Genomic DNA, 17,206 nt, shown 5'->3' on the forward strand with positions numbered 1-17,206 from the left:
TTTCAATCTCGGTCTCCTCCTGACTACACTGTCAGCACTATTTTCCCTTTGCCATGTCCTTCTTCCAGCCGCTGGTGTGCGCGGACGATTTCTGTCAGCGGAAAAGTCTCGTCCACCTGTACTTTCAGACGATTATTGCTAAGCAGGAACGCCAGTTGCTCCATCCGCTCACCAGAAGGCCTTACAGACATCCACTTCACCTCCACACCTTTTTCCCTTGCCTTTGCAATAACAGCCGGATCATCTTTATACATACTTGGCAATGATACCAGCACTCCACCCGGATTTAATACGTCTATGGAACGGAGCGCTATTTCACCTCCCATACCATCTATCACTACATCCACCATCTCTACTATATCTTCAAAACGTTGTGTCTTATAGTCAACCAACTGATCTACTCCTAATTCCTTCAGAAAAGGATGATTGCCCGTTGATGCGGTAGCCGCCACAAAACACTGTTTCCACTTGGCCAGTTGTACCGCTATATGCCCTACACCTCCGGCAGCACCCTGTATTAACACTCTCTGGCCCCAGGTAATACCCGCCTGATCAAACAGGGCTTCCCAGGCGGTAAGACCAGCCAATGGAGTGCCCGCGGCTACTTCATATGAAATATCTTTAGGAATAATGGCAAACTCTTCTTCCTGCACTACAGCATACTCTGCGTACGCGTTACCAGGATTGGGGAAATTACTCATACCGAATACACGGTCGCCGGTAAGGAACTTACTCACACCTTCCCCTACACTTACTACTTCGCCTGCTATATCCCAACCGAGGATAGCAGGTAATGTCTGATAGGACGCATATCCTTTGCCAGACCGGGTCTTAAAATCAACAGGGTTTAATCCAATTGCCTTTACCTTCACAAGCACCTGTCCTGCCGCAGGCAACGGTATTGCTACTTTCTCAATCCTGAAAGCAGTGGCCGGTCCAAACTCGGGCAAAATAGCCGCCTGCATAAAATTACTCATACTCGCAGATTTTGGCTTCAAATTATGATAAAAAAGGGAATTGCGCATATATGCAGAAAGGGCATCATGTTTTATAACCAAAACATAATGCCCTTTCTCAAAAACATAGTACTCTTTCTCAAAACGAGAGAAATCAATACTTTACACGAGATAACCAAAAAGGTTATCATCTTTATTCAGTTCTGTGAAGTGAATGTTATACTTCCGGAAATTAGCCAGCAGGATATCATAGTCTTCCCTCCTCTTCAGCTCTACACCGATCAGTGCAGGACCCATTTCCTTATTGTGTTTCTGGATAAATTCAAAACGGGTGATATCATCATCAGGACCCAGTACATGATTCACAAACTCTTTCAAAGCACCCGGGCGCTGTACAAAGCGGATGATGAAGTAGTGTTTCAATCCTTCGTATAACAGGGAACGTTCCTTGATCTCCTGCATACGATCGATATCGTTGTTGCTGCCACTCACCACACACACCACTTTCTTTCCTTCTATTTCTTTCGCGTAGTAGTCAAGCGCTGCAATGGACAATGCTCCGGCAGGTTCCACTACGATAGCGTCTTCATTGTACAGGCGTAATATAGTAGAGCAAACCTTCCCTTCCGGTACCAGCTGCATTTTGTTCAAAATATCTTTGCAGATGCTGAATGTAAGCGCACCTACTCTTTTTACGGCAGCACCATCCACAAAACGTTCTATTTCGTCGAGCGTAACGGGACTACCGGCCTCCAGTGCGCGTGTCATCGATGGAGCGCCTTCAGGTTCCACACCAATGATCTGCGTCTGCGGACTATAAGTTTTGAAATAAGTACCCAGGCCTGCTGCCAGTCCGCCGCCACCGATGGGCACGAACACATAATCAATCTTTGCCTGGTCTTCCAGGATCTCCACTGCCACGGTACCTTGTCCTTCGATGATCTTCGGATCATCAAAAGGAGGAATAAAAGTCATGTTGTGCGCCTGTGTAAAAGCCTGGGCTTCTGCCGCACAATCATCAAAAGTATCGCCCACCAGTTTTATTTCGATGTTATCACCACCGAACATTCTCACCTGGTTCACCTTCTGTTTGGGAGTGATGATGGGCATAAAACAAACGCCTTTGATATCCAGCTGACGACACGCATAAGCAAAGCCCTGTGCATGGTTACCAGCGCTGGCGCAGGTAACGCCTTTTGACAGTGTTTCTTTATCCAGGCTGCTAATCAGGTTGTATGCACCACGCAATTTATAAGACCTTACAATCTGCATGTCTTCTCTTTTGAGATAGACATCTGCATTATACCTGCGGGAGAGCGTAGCGCTATATGTAAGCGGAGTACGGTTCACCACAGGTTTCAACTTCACCGCAGCATCAAGGATGTTGAGCGGGTTCACACTTGTTAGTACCTGGGACATTGTTCTTTAAAAATTAGGAATCAGGAATTAAAGAATCAGGAATTGATACATAAAGCTCAATTCCTAATTCCCAATTCCTGATTATATCATCGAATAATCGAATTAATTATTAGGACGCAGCTTTCTTACTGCCGCACCTGCCTGCCACATTTCGCTTTCACGCAGTTCTTTCAGTTCCTCTTCCAGTTTCTCACGGTAGTCAGGAGTACTGTTGGATGCGATAGAACGTGCAGCTTCTTTACCTGCAGCAACACTTGCATACAGTTCTTCAAATACAGGCTGGCTGGCGTCTTTGAATTTCTTCCACCAATCTAATGCACCACGCTGAGCGGTAGTAGAGCAGTTAGCATACATCCAGTCCATACCATTTTCTGCAACGAGTGGCATCAGGGACTGCGTCAGTTCTTCAACAGTTTCGTTGAATGCTTCAGATGGAGAGTGACCATTCTTGCGCAGTACTTCGTACTGAGCAGCGAAGATACCCTGGATAGCACCCATCAGGGTACCACGCTCACCTGTTAAGTCAGAAGTAACTTCTTTCTTGAAATCTGTTTCGAACAGGTAACCGGAACCAACACCGATCCCCAGTGCAATAACACGATCACGTGCTTTACCGGTAGCGTCCTGGAATATAGCAAAGCTGGAGTTCAGACCCTGGCCAGCCAGGAACAGTCTGCGCAGGGAAGTACCGGAACCTTTAGGGGCTACCAGGATCACATCCACATCAGCAGGAGGAATAATACCAGTCTGGTCTTTATAAGTGATACCAAAACCATGGGAGAAATATAAAGCCTTGCCTTTAGTCAGGTGTGGCTTCAGTGTAGGCCACAGTGCGATCTGACCGGCATCGCTCAACAGGAACTGGATGATAGTACCTTTCTGAGCAGCTTCTTCGATTTCGAACAGTGTCTTACCAGGTACCCAGCCATCAGCGATAGCTTTATCCCAGGTTTTAGATCCTTTACGCTGTCCTACGATCACGTTAAAGCCGTTATCTTTCAGGTTCAGTGCCTGGCCGGGGCCCTGTACGCCGTAACCAATGATAGCTATCACTTCGTTCTTCAGCACTTCTCTAGCTTTTTCCATGGGGAATTCTTCTCTGGTTACTACGTCTTCCAGTACCCCTCCAAAATTGATGGTTGCCATGTTTTGATAGTGTTTGTTGTTTTTATTGAATTATTTAAACTAGATACTTTCTTCTTCTGCTGAAACTTCTGTATGTTCCTTGTACTGTGCCTGTTTCAGGTTGTCAGGACGACGGGTTTCCAGCTCTTTCAGATGATCGTGGAAACGGCGGCTCCATTTGACAACGGCAACCCGCCCGCTCTTGGAATATTCGATCAGACCATATGGCGCGAGTTTAGCCTGCAAGTCGATCAGCTCCTGCTGATGACCGGTTTTCTCCAATACAAAATATTCATCAGTGAGCGTGAGGATACGTGCATTATTCTCACGGATCAGCAGTTCAATATTACCGTTCTGCAATGCTTTTGTGGATATCTTGTAAAGTGCCAGCTCCTGGTATACCACCTCGTCTTCTTCATGTACAAACGCACGGTGAATTTCTATCAGTCTTTCTATCTGACCAACGATCTTCACCAGCTTTTCCTTTTCAGATATTACCGTGATGATGAATTTATATACGCCAGCGATCTCCGTTTCAGCCGTTGTCAGACTGGTGATGTTGATACCCCTGCGTGTGAAGATAACGGTGATACGGTTGGTGATACCGATCCTGTCTTCCGTATAAACCGTTATTGTATATTCTTTTTGCATAGTGTTCGTGTTAATGATTGCTGAATTCCTTCTTCCTGCTGCTACTCAAGCCTGATATTTGCTATTGGCTGGCCGGAAGGCACCATTGGGAATACGTTGTCTTCTTTTTCCACTACAACCTCCAGCAGATAAGCGCCTTTGTGTGAGATCATCTCATCTACAGCAGCTACTATATCCGCACGGTCAGTTACTTTTCTGCCAGGAACATAGAACCCTTTTGCGATCTGTACAAAGTCAGGGTTGATCATCTCCGTAGAAGAATAACGTTTGTCAAAGAACAACTGTTGCCATTGACGCACCATGCCAAGGAAATTGTTATTCAGGATCACAATCTTAACACCTATTTCAGACTGATAGATAGTTCCCAGTTCCTGTAATGTCATCTGGAAACAACCATCTCCGATTACTGCTACTACTTCTTTTTCAGGCGTTCCTACTTTCGCGCCCATCGCTGCCGGTAGTGCAAAACCCATAGTTCCCATACCACCGGAAGTGATATTGGTGTTAGGATCTTTAAAGCGATAGTAACGGGATGCGATCATCTGATGCTGCCCTACGTCTGTTACAAGTACAGCTTTCCCTTCTGTTCTTTCTGATATCAGACGTACTACTTCGGCCATTTTTAAACCGCCTTCAGCAGGATACAATTCCTTCCTGCTTACCTTCTCCTCTTCTTTCTTATCTGCTTCACGGAAGCCCTTTATCCATTCGTCATGCTGCTTAGGTTCTACCAGCTCTATCAAAGCTGCCAGCGCTGTTTTAGCATCTGCATGTACCGCAACATCTGCTTTGATGATCTTGTTGATCTCAGCTGCATCAATTTCGATGTGGATCACTTTTGCCTGCTTCACAAATTGAGAAACATCACCAGTGATACGGTCATCAAAACGCATGCCCACAGCAATCAGCACATCACATTCATTTGTCATGATGTTCGGTGCATAGTTACCGTGCATACCCAGGTAACCTACATACTTAGGATGATCTACAGGTACTGCTGACAGACCAAGCAAAGTGGAAGCTATTGGTATACCTGCCTTTTCAGCAAGTGCGATCAGTTCTTTTTCAGCGCCAGCCAGCAATACACCATGACCACAGAAGATATATGGTTTCTTTGCACTGTTGATCAATGCTGCTGCAGCTTTCACCGCCTCTGTATCCAGTTCCGGTACAGGATGGTAACTGCGGATATAATCACATTTCTTGTATTCGAAATCAAATTTTGCTACCTGTGCATTCCTGGTAATATCTACCAGTACAGGTCCCGGACGACCGCTACCTGCGATGTAGAATGCTTTAGCGATAGCTCCCGGAATATCTTCCGGACGTGTTACCTGGATGTTCCATTTCGTAATCGGCATGGTGATACCAATTACATCCGTTTCCTGGAAAGCATCTGTACCCAGCAGGTGTGCTGCCACCTGACCTGTGATACATACCATCGGTGTAGAGTCCATATAAGCATCTGCCAGCCCTGTTACCAGGTTGGTAGCACCGGGACCGGATGTGGCGAAGACCACCCCTGTTTTGCCGGAAGTGCGTGCATAGCCCTGCGCGGCATGCGTAGCACCCTGTTCGTGACGGACCAATATATGATGAACTTTATCCTGGAAATCGTACAGGGCATCATAAATGGGCATAATAGCGCCTCCTGGATAGCCGAAAATGGTTTCTACACCTTCTGCAATCAGCGAGCGGATCACTGCCTCAGAGCCAGTGATGTTGAGGGGAACAGTTGTTGCTGCCCGCTTTTCAGTTGGCTCAGGCTTCATCGGTAACACATCCTTCTGTTGCATTTGAAACGAGTTTAGCGTATTTTAATAAGATACCGTTGGATGCTTTCAATGCAGGTCTTACCCACTGTGCCCTGCGGGCTGCCAGTTCCTCCGCACTTACCTCCACATTGATCGTGTTCTTCTCGGCATCTATTTCAATAATATCATTGTCTTTTACCAGCGCGATGGTACCGCCTTCATAGGCTTCCGGTGTGATATGACCTACCACAAAACCGTGTGTACCACCGGAAAAACGTCCGTCTGTGATCAGCGCCACGCTCTTGCCAAGTCCCACACCCATAATGGCGGAAGTTGGCTTCAGCATTTCAGGCATACCAGGGGCGCCTTTAGGGCCTACCTGCCTGATCACCACCACATCTCCTTTCTGCACACGGCCGCTCTGGATACCTGCTATCAGTTCAAACTCACCGTCAAACACACGTGCAGGTCCGCGGAAGCTCAGGCCTTCCTTACCGGTTATTTTAGCTACAGAACCCTGTTCTGCCAGGTTACCATACAGCATTTGTATGTGGCCGGTAGCTTTCAGCGGTTGCTCTGCCGGAACGATAATATGCTGTGATTCGAATTCCAGATCCGGAACACTTGCCAGATTCTCTGCCAGGGTCTTGCCGGTTACGGTCAGGCAATGTCCGTGCAGGTAACCTTTCTTCAGCAAATATTTCATTACCAGTGGAACACCGCCAATGTTGTGCAGGTCTTCCATCAGGTATTTACCACTTGGTTTCAGGTCAGCGATCAGCGGTGTTTTGTCACTGATACGCTGGAAATCCTGCAAAGTGAATTTCACACCTACTGATTTTGCTATGGCAATGAAGTGTAATACCGCATTGGTACTACCACCCAGCGCCATCACAACCGTAGCGGCATTTTCAAATGCCTCGAAGGTCATGATATCGGTAGGTTTAATATCTTTTTCCAGCAGCAGGCGGATATATTTGCCTGCTTCCAGACACTCCTGTTGTTTTTCCTTGCTCAAAGCAGGGCTGGAAGAACTGTAGGGAAGGCTCATACCCAGTGCCTCAATAGCTGAGGACATAGTGTTGGCCGTATACATACCGCCACAGGCGCCGGCGCCAGGGCAGGAATGCTGTACAATTCCTTTAAAATCCTCTTCATTCAGCTGGCCCGCCATCTTCTGGCCGAGTGCTTCAAAAGCGGAAATGATGTTGAGGTCCTGTCCTTTATATTTACCGGGAGCGATAGTGCCACCGTATACCATGATGGAAGGGCGGTTCAGGCGGCCCATTGCCATCAGGGAACCAGGCATGTTCTTATCACAGCCTGGTACAGTGATCAGCGCATCATAATATTGTGCACCACAAACAGTTTCGATGGAATCAGCAATCAGATCGCGGCTGACCAGCGAATAACGCATACCTGGGGTACCATTACTCATACCGTCGCTGACGCCGATGGTATGGAAAGTGAGTCCGACGAGGTCATTAGCCCAGACGCCTTTTTTGACCTGCTGAGCAAGGTCATTGAGGTGCATGTTACAGGTATTACCGTCGTAGCCCATACTGGCAACGCCTACCTGCGCTTTTTTCAGGTCTTCTTCTGTTAAACCTATTCCATACAGCTGGGCCTGTGCGGCTGGCTGTGTAGGATCCTGGGTGAGCGTCTTGCTGTATTTATTTAATTCCATCTGTTTGTTAATATTTCCGGTTCCTATTTAAAGTAGTACAAAATAGCAGTGATAAAAGCCAAGTTCCAAACCTATTACTGCCCGGTTAGCCGGTATTCAAATCTCTTCGTTTTATGTCCAAATCCGCTATGGCACTGAATATCGCACCCCTAAAAATCCAAATTCCAACTTATTAAAAATGCCTTGCGGGAGGAAACGGGAGGCCTGTACGAAGTGTTTATAAAGAGCATCCCACTTTGTTTATCTGGTACAAAGCGGGATGCTTTGCGTAGCTATCTGATTAAGTGGACACAATACTATCAGTTTCAAATAATAATGTATCACTTTCAGGTATAGTTATATGGAGAAAATACCTGAATCAGCACGAGTTTTCATGAATATCTGTACACTGCGTCCAGGCGCTTAGGCGACTGGTACAGTGGCGCGATCGAATTCTTTTTCCAGCACTCTGGCTTTGTAAGCCTGTTGCAACAGTTTACCCAGGGATGTAGCCCATGGTTTTGCAAAACCCTGGCCATCAAGAGAATCCCATCCTACTACTTCTGCAGCAGTACCGCAATAGAATACGCAATCAGCAGTTTTCAGTTCATCTACAGTGAAAAGCTTTTCTTCCAGCGGAATACCCAGTTCATGGCATAGTTCAATAACTGTAGCACGGGTAATACCTGGCAGGATGTTGCCTGGCGGCGGTGTGAAGATCTTACCGTTTTTCTCGAAGAACAGGTTGGCGCCCGGACCTTCAGCTACATTGCCGTTCATGTCCAGCAGCAGTGCTTCGTCGTAACCGTTTTCCTTTGCTTCCTGCGAAGCCAGGATCGAGTTTACATAGAGACCGGCGGTCTTTGATTCGATCTTGAATGCTTTTGGATTTGGACGCTGGTACGATGAGGTCATTACACGCAGCAGTTTTTCGCCTAAATAAGCACCCCACTCCCATGCACAGATCAGTACATGTGTTTCGCTGGCTGCTTTCAGGGTCATGTTCGGAGGACAGAAAGCGAGCGGACGGATGTACGCCTCTTCCATATTGTTCAGTTCCAGTACCTTATAACATGCTGCGATCAGCTCATCGTTGTTGAACGGATAAGGCATGTGTATCAGTTCGCAGGAACGTTTGAATCTGTCAAAGTGTTCTTTCGCTTTGAATATCTTCACTTTTCCTTCAGCTGTTTTGTAAGCACGGATACCTTCAAATACTGCATATCCGTAATGCAAAGACTGACCATAAAGGTCGATAGTGGCCGCGGTGGCTTTCTTATACTCCCCGTTAACGTAAAGAATGGTGTTCTCGTTGTAATAGCTATACATAATTCAGATATTAGAAATCGATTTTGGATACTTGTGTTATGGGCGTAAAAAAACGCCTTCCTCGTGTGGAGGAAGGCGTTGTTATTTTTAGTGATTGTGCACGATTACCTATCCTCCATATTGGTGGCTAATAATGACAACGACAACCACGACTAGCGTGATAGCCCAGTTCAGCTGAGCTACGATGTGATTGATCTTATTGTTGTCTTTATTTACCCACATGGAGGTACCTTTTTTATTTTGCTTCTACAAATGTATTGGTCGTTAAACTAAAAAACAATACAATCCAAAAGATTTAGTCATTTCGCAAACAAACCCTTACTTTTTGAAGATATTTAAATAAAAGCCAGTTTCTTTAGCTAAGCTCTACACAAATAGCAAAAATATTACAATTCTTCAGGCCTATTTCCAGAGATTGTCCGGATATTCCCCACTGTTTACCAGTGCGGAGAGGCTTTCCTGTACACCCGGCGCATCTTCCTTATAGGTTACACCGAACCACTGAGCACCTGTAGGGATGACATTTACCACACCCAGTTTGTTTTTGATGAAGTGATCCACCACGATAGGAATGAAGAATTCTGATTTCGGCTTGTCACCATCTTTCTTCAGGAAATCTTTGAAGAGGTTCTGGCTCAGATCAAATACTGACGGATGGAAACCCCAGAAGTTCATGGAAACCGGCGTGTCAGGAGGCATTGCATGTTTGCCGCCATCGGCATCTTCATACACGATCTGAGCACCATCTTTGTAAACCTTGGTTCTTTCATTAATAGCAGCCAGGTTGCTGTTGCCGTCAGCTGCACATACACCACGGGAAACGGAACCGTGCTCGCTGATAGTTTTGCTCAACTGGTACCCGATCACGCTGTACACATCGGGTTTTGCGTCATTCTTCAGGAAAGCGGCTGCTTTCTCAAAAGAATCACGGCCATAGAAATCATCCGCATTGATCACGGCGAAAGGTTCTTTGATCGCATCTTTCGCGCATAATACCGCGTGTGCTGTACCCCAGGGCTTTGCGCGGTCAGCCGGCATCGGATAACCATTCAGATATGCATCCATTTCCTGGTATACATAATCTGTAGCTACGCGTCCCTTCAGTTTTGGTTCAAAGATCTCTTTGAATTCTTTTTCAAAATCCTTGCGGATAATGAAGACTATCTTGCCGAAACCGGCACGGATAGCATCGTAGATGGAGTAATCAACAATTGTTTCACCACTGGGGCCGAACTGCTGTATCTGTTTTAAGCTACCATAACGGCTAGCCATTCCTGCAGCAAGGATCAATAAAGTTGGTTGCATTTATAGACTTGTTTTTTGTGTTTTCATATATTGGATGAATTTCCTGGCGATAAATTTAATCATTAAAACTATTTTCGCGCCTTCTTTTTGTTACCATACTGTTACGCCTAAAGGGCCATCATGATAACAAATCCCGTACCAACCGGGAAAGCCAGCTTATTACGTAATTAATTCATGTAACCATCAATGAAACGATTCCTATCGTCAGCAGTACTGACTCTTTCACTATTTCAATCCGCCAAAGCCCAGCAACACATCCAGCCAGCAGCTATTCAAGACAAAATGCAGTGGTTTGCCGACGCAAAACTGGGCATTTTCATCCACTGGGGTATCTATTCCGTACGCGGCGTAGATGAATCATGGTCATTTTACAATAAAAAGATTGCTTATGCCGACTATATGCAACAGCTGAAAGGCTTTACAGCCCGCCATTACCATCCTGAAGAATGGGCTGCCCTGATCAAAGAATCCGGCGCCCGCTATGCAGTTATCACCACCAAACACCACGATGGCGTGGCTTTATGGGATACTCAATTCAGTAAGCTCGACATGCCGGGCAGCACTCCTGCCAAACGTGATGTACTCACTCCCCTATATACGGCATTGCGGCAACAAGGGATTAAATCCGGCGCTTATTTTTCTTTGATCGACTGGAGTTATCCGGATTATCCGCAGTTCCTCAAAGACAGCAGCCGCTATGATGCTAAAAAAGATCCTGCCCGCTGGCAACGCTTCCTCCACTACTATGAAGGACAGCTTAAAGAAGTAATGCAGCAGTATAATCCCGATCTGTGGTGGTTTGATGGCGACTGGGAACATAGTGCGGAAGAATGGGAAGCCGTAAAAATGAGGAAGATGCTCACAGACCATAATCCCAATACTATCATCAATGGCCGCCTGCAGGGATATGGAGACTATGACACTCCTGAACAGAATTTCCCTGTATCCAGGCCGAACTTCAAATGGTGGGAGCTTTGTATGACCATCAACAATAACTGGGGCTATCATCCCGACGATACCAATTACAAGACGCCTTATGAAGTCATTACCATCTTTGCAGACGCTATCAGCAATGGCGGTAATATGCTGCTGGATATCGGTCCGGCGGAAGATGGAACAATTCCTGCAGCTGAAGTGACTGTATTGAAAGAACTGGGGGCCTGGAATAAAAAACATGCACCTGCTATCTTCAATACTGTGGCGGGTATTCCGGCGGGACATTTCTACGGGCCTACCACTTTATCAAAAGATTCCAGTACCTTATACCTCTTCCTGTCTGGCAATGTAAGCGGACAGGTAATGGTGAAGGGGCTGATCAACAACATCAAAAAGATCAGTGTAGTCGGCAGCAGACAGGCACTTACGCACAAAATTGTGGGTAAAATATCCTGGAGCACAGTACCCGGACTGGTATACATCGACGTTCCCGCTGCTGTGCAGGACAAATACATGACCGTACTTGCTGTGGAACTGGATGGCCCCGTGAAGCTGTATCGGGGAAAAGGTGGGTTTCTGACGAATGAATAAGGATCAATCATACTAAGACTATGCATATGAAGAAATTATTCTTGTCAACTTTGACGGCACTCTGCTTCCTTGACGGAACGGCACAGCTGAAAACAGGCGATATCACAATCATTCCTGAACCAGTGCTGCTGAATTCCATGCCAGGAAGTTTTGTGCTGAATGAGAGAGCGGAAATACATTACAGCGGACAGGCGGCTGACAAAGTAGCTGATTTTCTGAATGATTTTCTACAACGCAATTATAATTTCAAACTGCCTGCAAACGGGTTTTCACCAAAGCCAGTACCGGCTGCACATCCCATGATTGAACTGGTGGAAGCCAGTACCGGTAAAACAGACGGTTATATACTGGAAGTGAATACAGGCCGTATTTATCTGCAGGGCGATGCCAATGGATTGTTGTATGGTTTGCAGAGCTTGTTGCAGTTATTTCCGCTGAATAAACTGATTGCATTAGACCCTTCCAGGAACAGGATACAGGACTCTGTAAAATTGCAGCAGTTATATGCAGTTGATCAACATGCAGCTATTCATCTCCCCGGCGTTAAAATTCAGGACTATCCACGTTTTGCCTATCGTGGTATGATGCTGGACGTGGGCCGTCACTTCTTCCCTCCTGCTGCTGTTAAACAGTTCATCGATATGCTGGTGTTGTATAAGTTCAATCGCTTCCACTGGCATCTTACAGAAGACCAGGGCTGGCGTATTGAGATAAAAAAATATCCGCGCCTGCAGGAAGTTGCGTCTGTCAGAAAAGAAACGATCGTAGGGCATCATCGCCGCAGCACTACTTATGATGGTAAGCCTTACGGCGGCTATTATACCCAGGATGAAGTGCGTGATATCGTGAAATATGCGGCCGAAAGGAATATCACTATTATTCCTGAAATAGAAATGCCGGGGCATTCGCAGGCGGTGTTAGCGGCCTATCCGCAGTTTGGTAATACAGGAGGACCCTATGAAGTGCGTACTACCTGGGGCATCTCGAAAGACGTGTTAAATCCGGCGAATGATTCAGTGTTTACTTTTCTGCAGGATGTACTGACAGAAGTAATGGATCTCTTTCCTTCGCAATACATTCACATCGGCGGTGATGAATGTCTGAAAGACCACTGGAAAGAATCTGCCGAAGTGCAGCAGCTCATTAAGAAGCTAGGACTGAAAGATGAACATGCATTACAGAGTTATTTCATCAACCGCATGGAGAAATTTGTGAACAGCAAAGGCAGGAGTATCATTGGCTGGGATGAAATACTGGAAGGTGGTATTGCGCCCAATGCTACTGTCATGAGCTGGCGTGGTGAAGAAGGTGGTATTGCTGCGGCTAAGCAAAATCATGATGTCATCATGACGCCGAATACTTATCTCTACTTCGATTATACACAGGGCCAGCCTGCTACTGAGCCGCTCAATGCAGCGGCATATCTTCCACTTAAAACTGTCTATAACTATGAGCCTTTACCTCCTTCATTAACGCCTGCTGAACGGCAATACATCAAAGGAGTACAGGGGAATATCTGGACCGAGTTCATTCCTGATCAGCAGATGCTCGACTACATGACATGGCCGCGGGCGCTGGCTTTGTCGGAAATTGCATGGTCACAGCCAGGGAAGAAGAACTACCCTCGTTTCATGCGTAAATTACCACTGGAACTGGCACGACTCAATAATGCAGGAGTTAATTTCCGTATTCCGGAGCCGGTGGGACTGGAAAGTAAAGCAGTGACAACTTCTACTGTGACGGTAACTTTAAAGCCACCTGTGAAGGGTAGTTTTATTTACTATACTACTGATGGAAGTCAGCCGGGGAAGCGGAGCACACCTTATACGCAGCCGTTCATACTTTCCGTTCCGGAAAACGGCAGTGCGCTTGTGCAGTGCATTGTAGTTTTGCCTTCGGGGCGTATTAGTCCGCTGTATAGTGCTACTTATGTGCGTAAACCTTATCTGCCTGCGGTGGCTGTTAATATGGGAAAGAAAGGTGTACGGTTCTCGCTTGTTAATAATACTTTCGCTAATGCCCGTCAGTTGCCGGTTTCCGGTGATAGTTCCGGTGTATTACCTGCGATAGACATCCGTCCTTTAGCGTTAAAAAATGGTGGGGTTACATTTAGCGGGTATGTGAAAGTACCTGCGGATGATTTGTATGAGTTTCATCTGAATAGTGATGATGGGGCGGTGTTTTATGTGGACGATCAGTTAGTAGTGGATAATGATGGGCAGCATGATCTGCAGGACAGGAGCGGGTTCTTACCCTTGCGGAAAGGGTTGCATAAGATTAAGGTGCAATATTTTAATGTAGGTACAGGCGCATGGCTGGATGCGGGGATATATAGGGATAGGGAGAAGTTGAATCCTGCAGAGGTGTTGTATACAGGGCAGTGATGATATTGCGATGCTGATGATGTGCTGTCGATATTGTGTTGTTGGTTTTGCGGAAGATACTACGGTTTCGATAGTTGGTAGTGTGCCTGGCGTTATGTCGTTGCGTATATTTCAGGCATCTTCCTTTGTTCTTTTATGCTTTTGTACTTTTGTTTTTATAGTTCTTGTTTTTTCTTTGTTATTGGTTCCGTTTTTTACTGCTTTGTTTTTCTTGCCTTTAATCTAAATGAACATACAACTCGATTATAACAACATTACACTTCAAACCATCTCTCCTTCATGGTTGCCTGAGAATATACAGGCATCCGTGCTGCGCCTGGATCTGCTGCATCCGGAAGTCTCGGGGAATAAGTGGTTTAAACTGCGTTATAATCTTGAAGCGGCCTTTGCACAGGAGAAAACACGGATACTCACTTTTGGTGGCGCCTACTCCAATCATATTGCAGCTACCGCTGCTGCATGCCGGCTTGCAGGTATTGCCTGTACAGGTATTATCAGGGGAGAACGACCCTCAGTTTTAAGTCATACATTGCAGGAGGCTTCTTTAAAAGGAATGGACCTGCACTTTATTAGCCGGGAGGCATACCGGGTTAAAAATGAGACAGATTGGAACGCACTTTATGCGGATGCTTATGTAGTGCCTGAGGGTGGCAATAATGCGTTGGGAGGAAAAGGTTGCGAGGAAATCCTCTCATTAGTGAATGATACATCCTTTACGCATATCGCATGTGCGGTAGGTACTGGTACTACGCTGGCAGGTCTTATCAATAGCGCTGTTCTTCAACAGGAGATACGTGGTTATGTCGTCCTCAAAGGTGCCACTTACCTGGAGCAGGAGATACAATCATTATTGAATCCTGCGCCTGCTCCCCTTCCCCGCTGGCAATTACTGCATCAGCACCATGGAGGAGGGTATGCAAAAGTGACTCCGGCATTGATGGAGTTTATCCGGCAGTTTTATGGAGAGACACGGATCCCTCTGGATATCGTGTATACCGGGAAGTTATTTATGGGCTTCAGGCAGGATGTGCTGGATGGCATGTACCCTGCCGGTAGTAATGTGCTGCTTATTCATACGGGAGGTCTGCAGGGAAATCCTGTGACTAGTTCAGCTACCTGATATCAATATTCTGCATATCTTACTCTTAATAATCACAATAAACAGAACAATGAACAATAAGCTATAAACACTAGCAGTAAACGATAAACTATAAGCTATAAACTACAATCCCAACCTATGAAATCATTTGTATCTGGTAAATCTCTTTTACCATTTTTACCTTTGTTGCTGTTCACATGTTGTTTGTGTTCATGTGCTTCCAGTCAGCATAAAAAGGAGAAGATCAGCACTGCTGTCGTATGTACAGATACCAGCAAACATGGGTTTGCACTGGATACCGTAAAGGGATACCAGCTGAAGCCTGACGTAAATCTCAGTCTGCTGTTGAATATCGAATTCTTTAATACCAAAGAGGATTTTGATAAGTATTTTATGAGACCTCCCATTCCGGTAGATAGTACTCCTCCATCTTTGAACTTTAAAGATTACTGGCTGGCCGGGATTCTCGTAGATAACAGAACGCCCAACCCGAGTTATCCCAACGAGTGGATTGAAATAAGTACAAAACTCATTATCGACAGCGCTTACACAAAGAATTGTGAGCTTACCATTCCATTTTACCTGCTGGCTAACGAAGGACCTGTATTTGGTGCGCCAGCGGCAGAAAGGAAATTTATGCTATTCAGCATTCCAAGATCAGCCCAGTTCAACGAAGTTTTTATCATGAATAAAGGCGGAAGTCTGTCCCGTCATATAACGGTCCCTGCTGCTGAGGAATAACAATATCAGGATAGTGTATCATTTTGCGTTCCAGGCTCTTTTCTTTTGGTAAAAGCTTTGTTAATAGCAATCCGATACACTATCTCTATACGACGGAATTATTTATATTTACGCAGTTCACTATTTTCAATCGTCTATTCATTATTTTTGCCAACTTAAGAGGAAAACCAGTGTTTTTTGTGAAAACTGAAGGCATTGGGAAGTATGGTTACAGGAATTAGCATCTATGAAGCAGTTGTCGCGTACTATTCTATTCGCAGTATTTTTAGTATTTATAACGTCAGGTTTTTCAGTTAAAGCTCAGACTACCACAACACCGCCAGTATTTCCAGACTTCTCTGCTCTGATCAAAACGGGCAAGATCCAGCTTGATCTCCTGTCTGGTTTCAGGGATGTCAACTATATCGGGGTGCAACGCTCACTGGATAGTGTGCTGAACTTTAGTACGATTGGTCTTATAAGCAATCCGAACGAGCTCAGGCTCAGTTACCAGGACGTCAAACCTTTACCCGGCTCCAACTACTACCGCCTGTTCATCCAGTTTAAGAACGGACGCTACCTTTATTCGAAGGTTATACTGGCAATTCCGGACAGTACCATTGACGGCAGTAAAAAGCTGCAGCTGGCTGATGTAAAAGAGGCGATTGCAGCCGCTAAAGAGGCTGGTGTGAGTACGACATCTAACGGAACGGTAAAAGAGAAAAATGCGCCTCCTAAAGAGGAAAAAATAGTATGGCATCCATCCAACTATGTTTATACCACCGCAGATGGAAATGTGAACATAAAACTGCCGGATGCCCCTGAGAAAAAATACAGTGTAAGGTTCTTCGAACCCGACGGGTCTTTCCTCTTTGAGATCGGGGAAGTGAAAGAACCATTCCTGATACTCGAAAAGGCCATCTTTATGCACGCAGGCTGGTTCAATTTTGAGATCTACCAGAATGGTAAACCTTATGAAAAGTGGAACTTGTTTATTCCGCTAAATTACAGGAATTGATCTGTTGAATTCGTAACTAGCTTATTGACTTACAGGAATTGATACAACCAGGCAGGGCTGCAATGGTATTTTCTGCCTGTCATCTCAATCTTTGTCATTTCAGTATCAAACACTTCTCCAATGCTGACCTATACATAACCAGGCACGGGCTCCAATAGCATTCTCTGCCTGTCACCTCAATCCATAATCATTTCAGCATCAAACACTTCTCCAATGCTAACCTTTACATAACCAGGCAGGGGCTCCAACAACA

General features: G+C 45.7%; 13 protein-coding genes. 5 read left to right on the forward strand and 8 right to left on the reverse strand.

Annotation, left to right across the window (positions count from 1 at the left end):
* Nucleotides 1-23 precede the first annotated feature (23 nt).
* The 8 genes from F3I09_RS25885 to F3I09_RS25920 all read right to left on the reverse strand — a co-directional run bounded on the left by F3I09_RS25885 (nucleotide 24) and on the right by F3I09_RS25920 (nucleotide 10,205).
* The gene (locus F3I09_RS25885; protein WP_188133960.1) at nucleotides 24-977 is read right to left on the reverse strand and encodes an NADP-dependent oxidoreductase; all 954 of its coding nucleotides are present in this window, start codon (nucleotides 975-977) and stop codon (nucleotides 24-26) included.
* Nucleotides 978-1,118: 141 nt separating this feature from the next.
* The gene (gene ilvA / locus F3I09_RS25890) at nucleotides 1,119-2,375 is read right to left on the reverse strand and encodes a threonine ammonia-lyase IlvA (RefSeq protein ID WP_149697957.1); all 1,257 of its coding nucleotides are present in this window, start codon (nucleotides 2,373-2,375) and stop codon (nucleotides 1,119-1,121) included.
* 102 nt (nucleotides 2,376-2,477) lie between these two features.
* Nucleotides 2,478-3,521 (reverse strand): ketol-acid reductoisomerase, encoded by a 1,044-nt coding sequence (gene ilvC / locus F3I09_RS25895; protein WP_149697958.1) that lies wholly within the window; start codon nucleotides 3,519-3,521, stop codon nucleotides 2,478-2,480.
* A gap of 39 nt (nucleotides 3,522-3,560) precedes the next feature.
* Nucleotides 3,561-4,151, reverse strand: a complete 591-nt coding sequence (ilvN, locus tag F3I09_RS25900) for an acetolactate synthase small subunit (protein ID WP_149697959.1) — start codon at nucleotides 4,149-4,151, stop codon at nucleotides 3,561-3,563.
* 41 nt (nucleotides 4,152-4,192) lie between these two features.
* Nucleotides 4,193-5,947 (reverse strand): biosynthetic-type acetolactate synthase large subunit, encoded by a 1,755-nt coding sequence (gene ilvB, locus F3I09_RS25905; RefSeq protein ID WP_370512667.1) that lies wholly within the window; start codon nucleotides 5,945-5,947, stop codon nucleotides 4,193-4,195.
* Nucleotides 5,913-7,592, reverse strand: a complete 1,680-nt coding sequence (ilvD, locus tag F3I09_RS25910) for a dihydroxy-acid dehydratase (RefSeq protein ID WP_149697960.1) — start codon at nucleotides 7,590-7,592, stop codon at nucleotides 5,913-5,915. Before ilvD ends, ilvB begins: the two co-directional genes overlap by 35 nt.
* 402 nt (nucleotides 7,593-7,994) lie before the next feature.
* Complete coding sequence (locus F3I09_RS25915) at nucleotides 7,995-8,900, reverse strand: branched-chain amino acid transaminase (RefSeq protein ID WP_149697961.1); 906 nt, start codon at nucleotides 8,898-8,900, stop codon at nucleotides 7,995-7,997.
* 402 nt (nucleotides 8,901-9,302) lie between these two features.
* Nucleotides 9,303-10,205, reverse strand: coding sequence for a sugar phosphate nucleotidyltransferase (locus F3I09_RS25920; protein WP_149697962.1), 903 nt, complete (start codon nucleotides 10,203-10,205; stop codon nucleotides 9,303-9,305).
* A 186-nt stretch (nucleotides 10,206-10,391) separates the two neighbouring features.
* On the opposite strand from F3I09_RS25920, the gene F3I09_RS25925 reads away from it, so the two are divergent.
* The 5 genes from F3I09_RS25925 (at nucleotide 10,392) to F3I09_RS25945 (ending at nucleotide 16,953) form a co-directional block, all read left to right on the forward strand.
* A complete protein-coding gene (locus F3I09_RS25925; RefSeq protein WP_149697963.1) occupies nucleotides 10,392-11,732 on the forward strand; it encodes an alpha-L-fucosidase in 1,341 nt (446 codons plus the stop codon).
* A 26-nt stretch (nucleotides 11,733-11,758) separates the two neighbouring features.
* A complete protein-coding gene (locus F3I09_RS25930) occupies nucleotides 11,759-14,116 on the forward strand; it encodes a family 20 glycosylhydrolase (RefSeq protein WP_188133961.1) in 2,358 nt (785 codons plus the stop codon).
* A 226-nt stretch (nucleotides 14,117-14,342) separates the two neighbouring features.
* A complete protein-coding gene (locus tag F3I09_RS25935; RefSeq protein WP_149697965.1) occupies nucleotides 14,343-15,236 on the forward strand; it encodes a 1-aminocyclopropane-1-carboxylate deaminase/D-cysteine desulfhydrase in 894 nt (297 codons plus the stop codon).
* A 117-nt stretch (nucleotides 15,237-15,353) separates the two neighbouring features.
* A complete protein-coding gene (locus F3I09_RS25940) occupies nucleotides 15,354-15,956 on the forward strand; it encodes a hypothetical protein (protein ID WP_149697966.1) in 603 nt (200 codons plus the stop codon).
* Between the two features lie 226 nt (nucleotides 15,957-16,182).
* Complete coding sequence (locus F3I09_RS25945) at nucleotides 16,183-16,953, forward strand: hypothetical protein (protein WP_149697967.1); 771 nt, start codon at nucleotides 16,183-16,185, stop codon at nucleotides 16,951-16,953.
* Nucleotides 16,954-17,206 lie beyond the last annotated feature (253 nt).

Origin of the sequence: Chitinophaga sp. CF418 (assembly GCF_900142925.1) — a bacterium.
Classification (GTDB): Bacteria; Bacteroidota; Bacteroidia; order Chitinophagales; family Chitinophagaceae; genus Chitinophaga.

Bases quoted from the DNA above. Each gene is read 5' to 3' on its own strand.
- F3I09_RS25885 (WP_188133960.1), bottom strand. From the start codon at position 977: ATGAGTAATTTTATGCAGGCGGCTATTTTGCCCGAGTTTGGACCGGCC.
- ilvA (WP_149697957.1), bottom strand. From the start codon at position 2,375: ATGTCCCAGGTACTAACAAGTGTGAACCCGCTCAACATCCTTGATGCT.
- ilvC (WP_149697958.1), bottom strand. From the start codon at position 3,521: ATGGCAACCATCAATTTTGGAGGGGTACTGGAAGACGTAGTAACCAGA.
- ilvN (WP_149697959.1), bottom strand. From the start codon at position 4,151: ATGCAAAAAGAATATACAATAACGGTTTATACGGAAGACAGGATCGGT.
- ilvB (WP_370512667.1), bottom strand. From the start codon at position 5,947: ATGCAACAGAAGGATGTGTTACCGATGAAGCCTGAGCCAACTGAAAAG.
- ilvD (WP_149697960.1), bottom strand. From the start codon at position 7,592: ATGGAATTAAATAAATACAGCAAGACGCTCACCCAGGATCCTACACAG.
- F3I09_RS25915 (WP_149697961.1), bottom strand. From the start codon at position 8,900: ATGTATAGCTATTACAACGAGAACACCATTCTTTACGTTAACGGGGAG.
- F3I09_RS25920 (WP_149697962.1), bottom strand. From the start codon at position 10,205: ATGCAACCAACTTTATTGATCCTTGCTGCAGGAATGGCTAGCCGTTAT.
- F3I09_RS25925 (WP_149697963.1), top strand. From the start codon at position 10,392: ATGAAACGATTCCTATCGTCAGCAGTACTGACTCTTTCACTATTTCAA.
- F3I09_RS25930 (WP_188133961.1), top strand. From the start codon at position 11,759: ATGAAGAAATTATTCTTGTCAACTTTGACGGCACTCTGCTTCCTTGAC.
- F3I09_RS25935 (WP_149697965.1), top strand. From the start codon at position 14,343: ATGAACATACAACTCGATTATAACAACATTACACTTCAAACCATCTCT.
- F3I09_RS25940 (WP_149697966.1), top strand. From the start codon at position 15,354: ATGAAATCATTTGTATCTGGTAAATCTCTTTTACCATTTTTACCTTTG.
- F3I09_RS25945 (WP_149697967.1), top strand. From the start codon at position 16,183: ATGAAGCAGTTGTCGCGTACTATTCTATTCGCAGTATTTTTAGTATTT.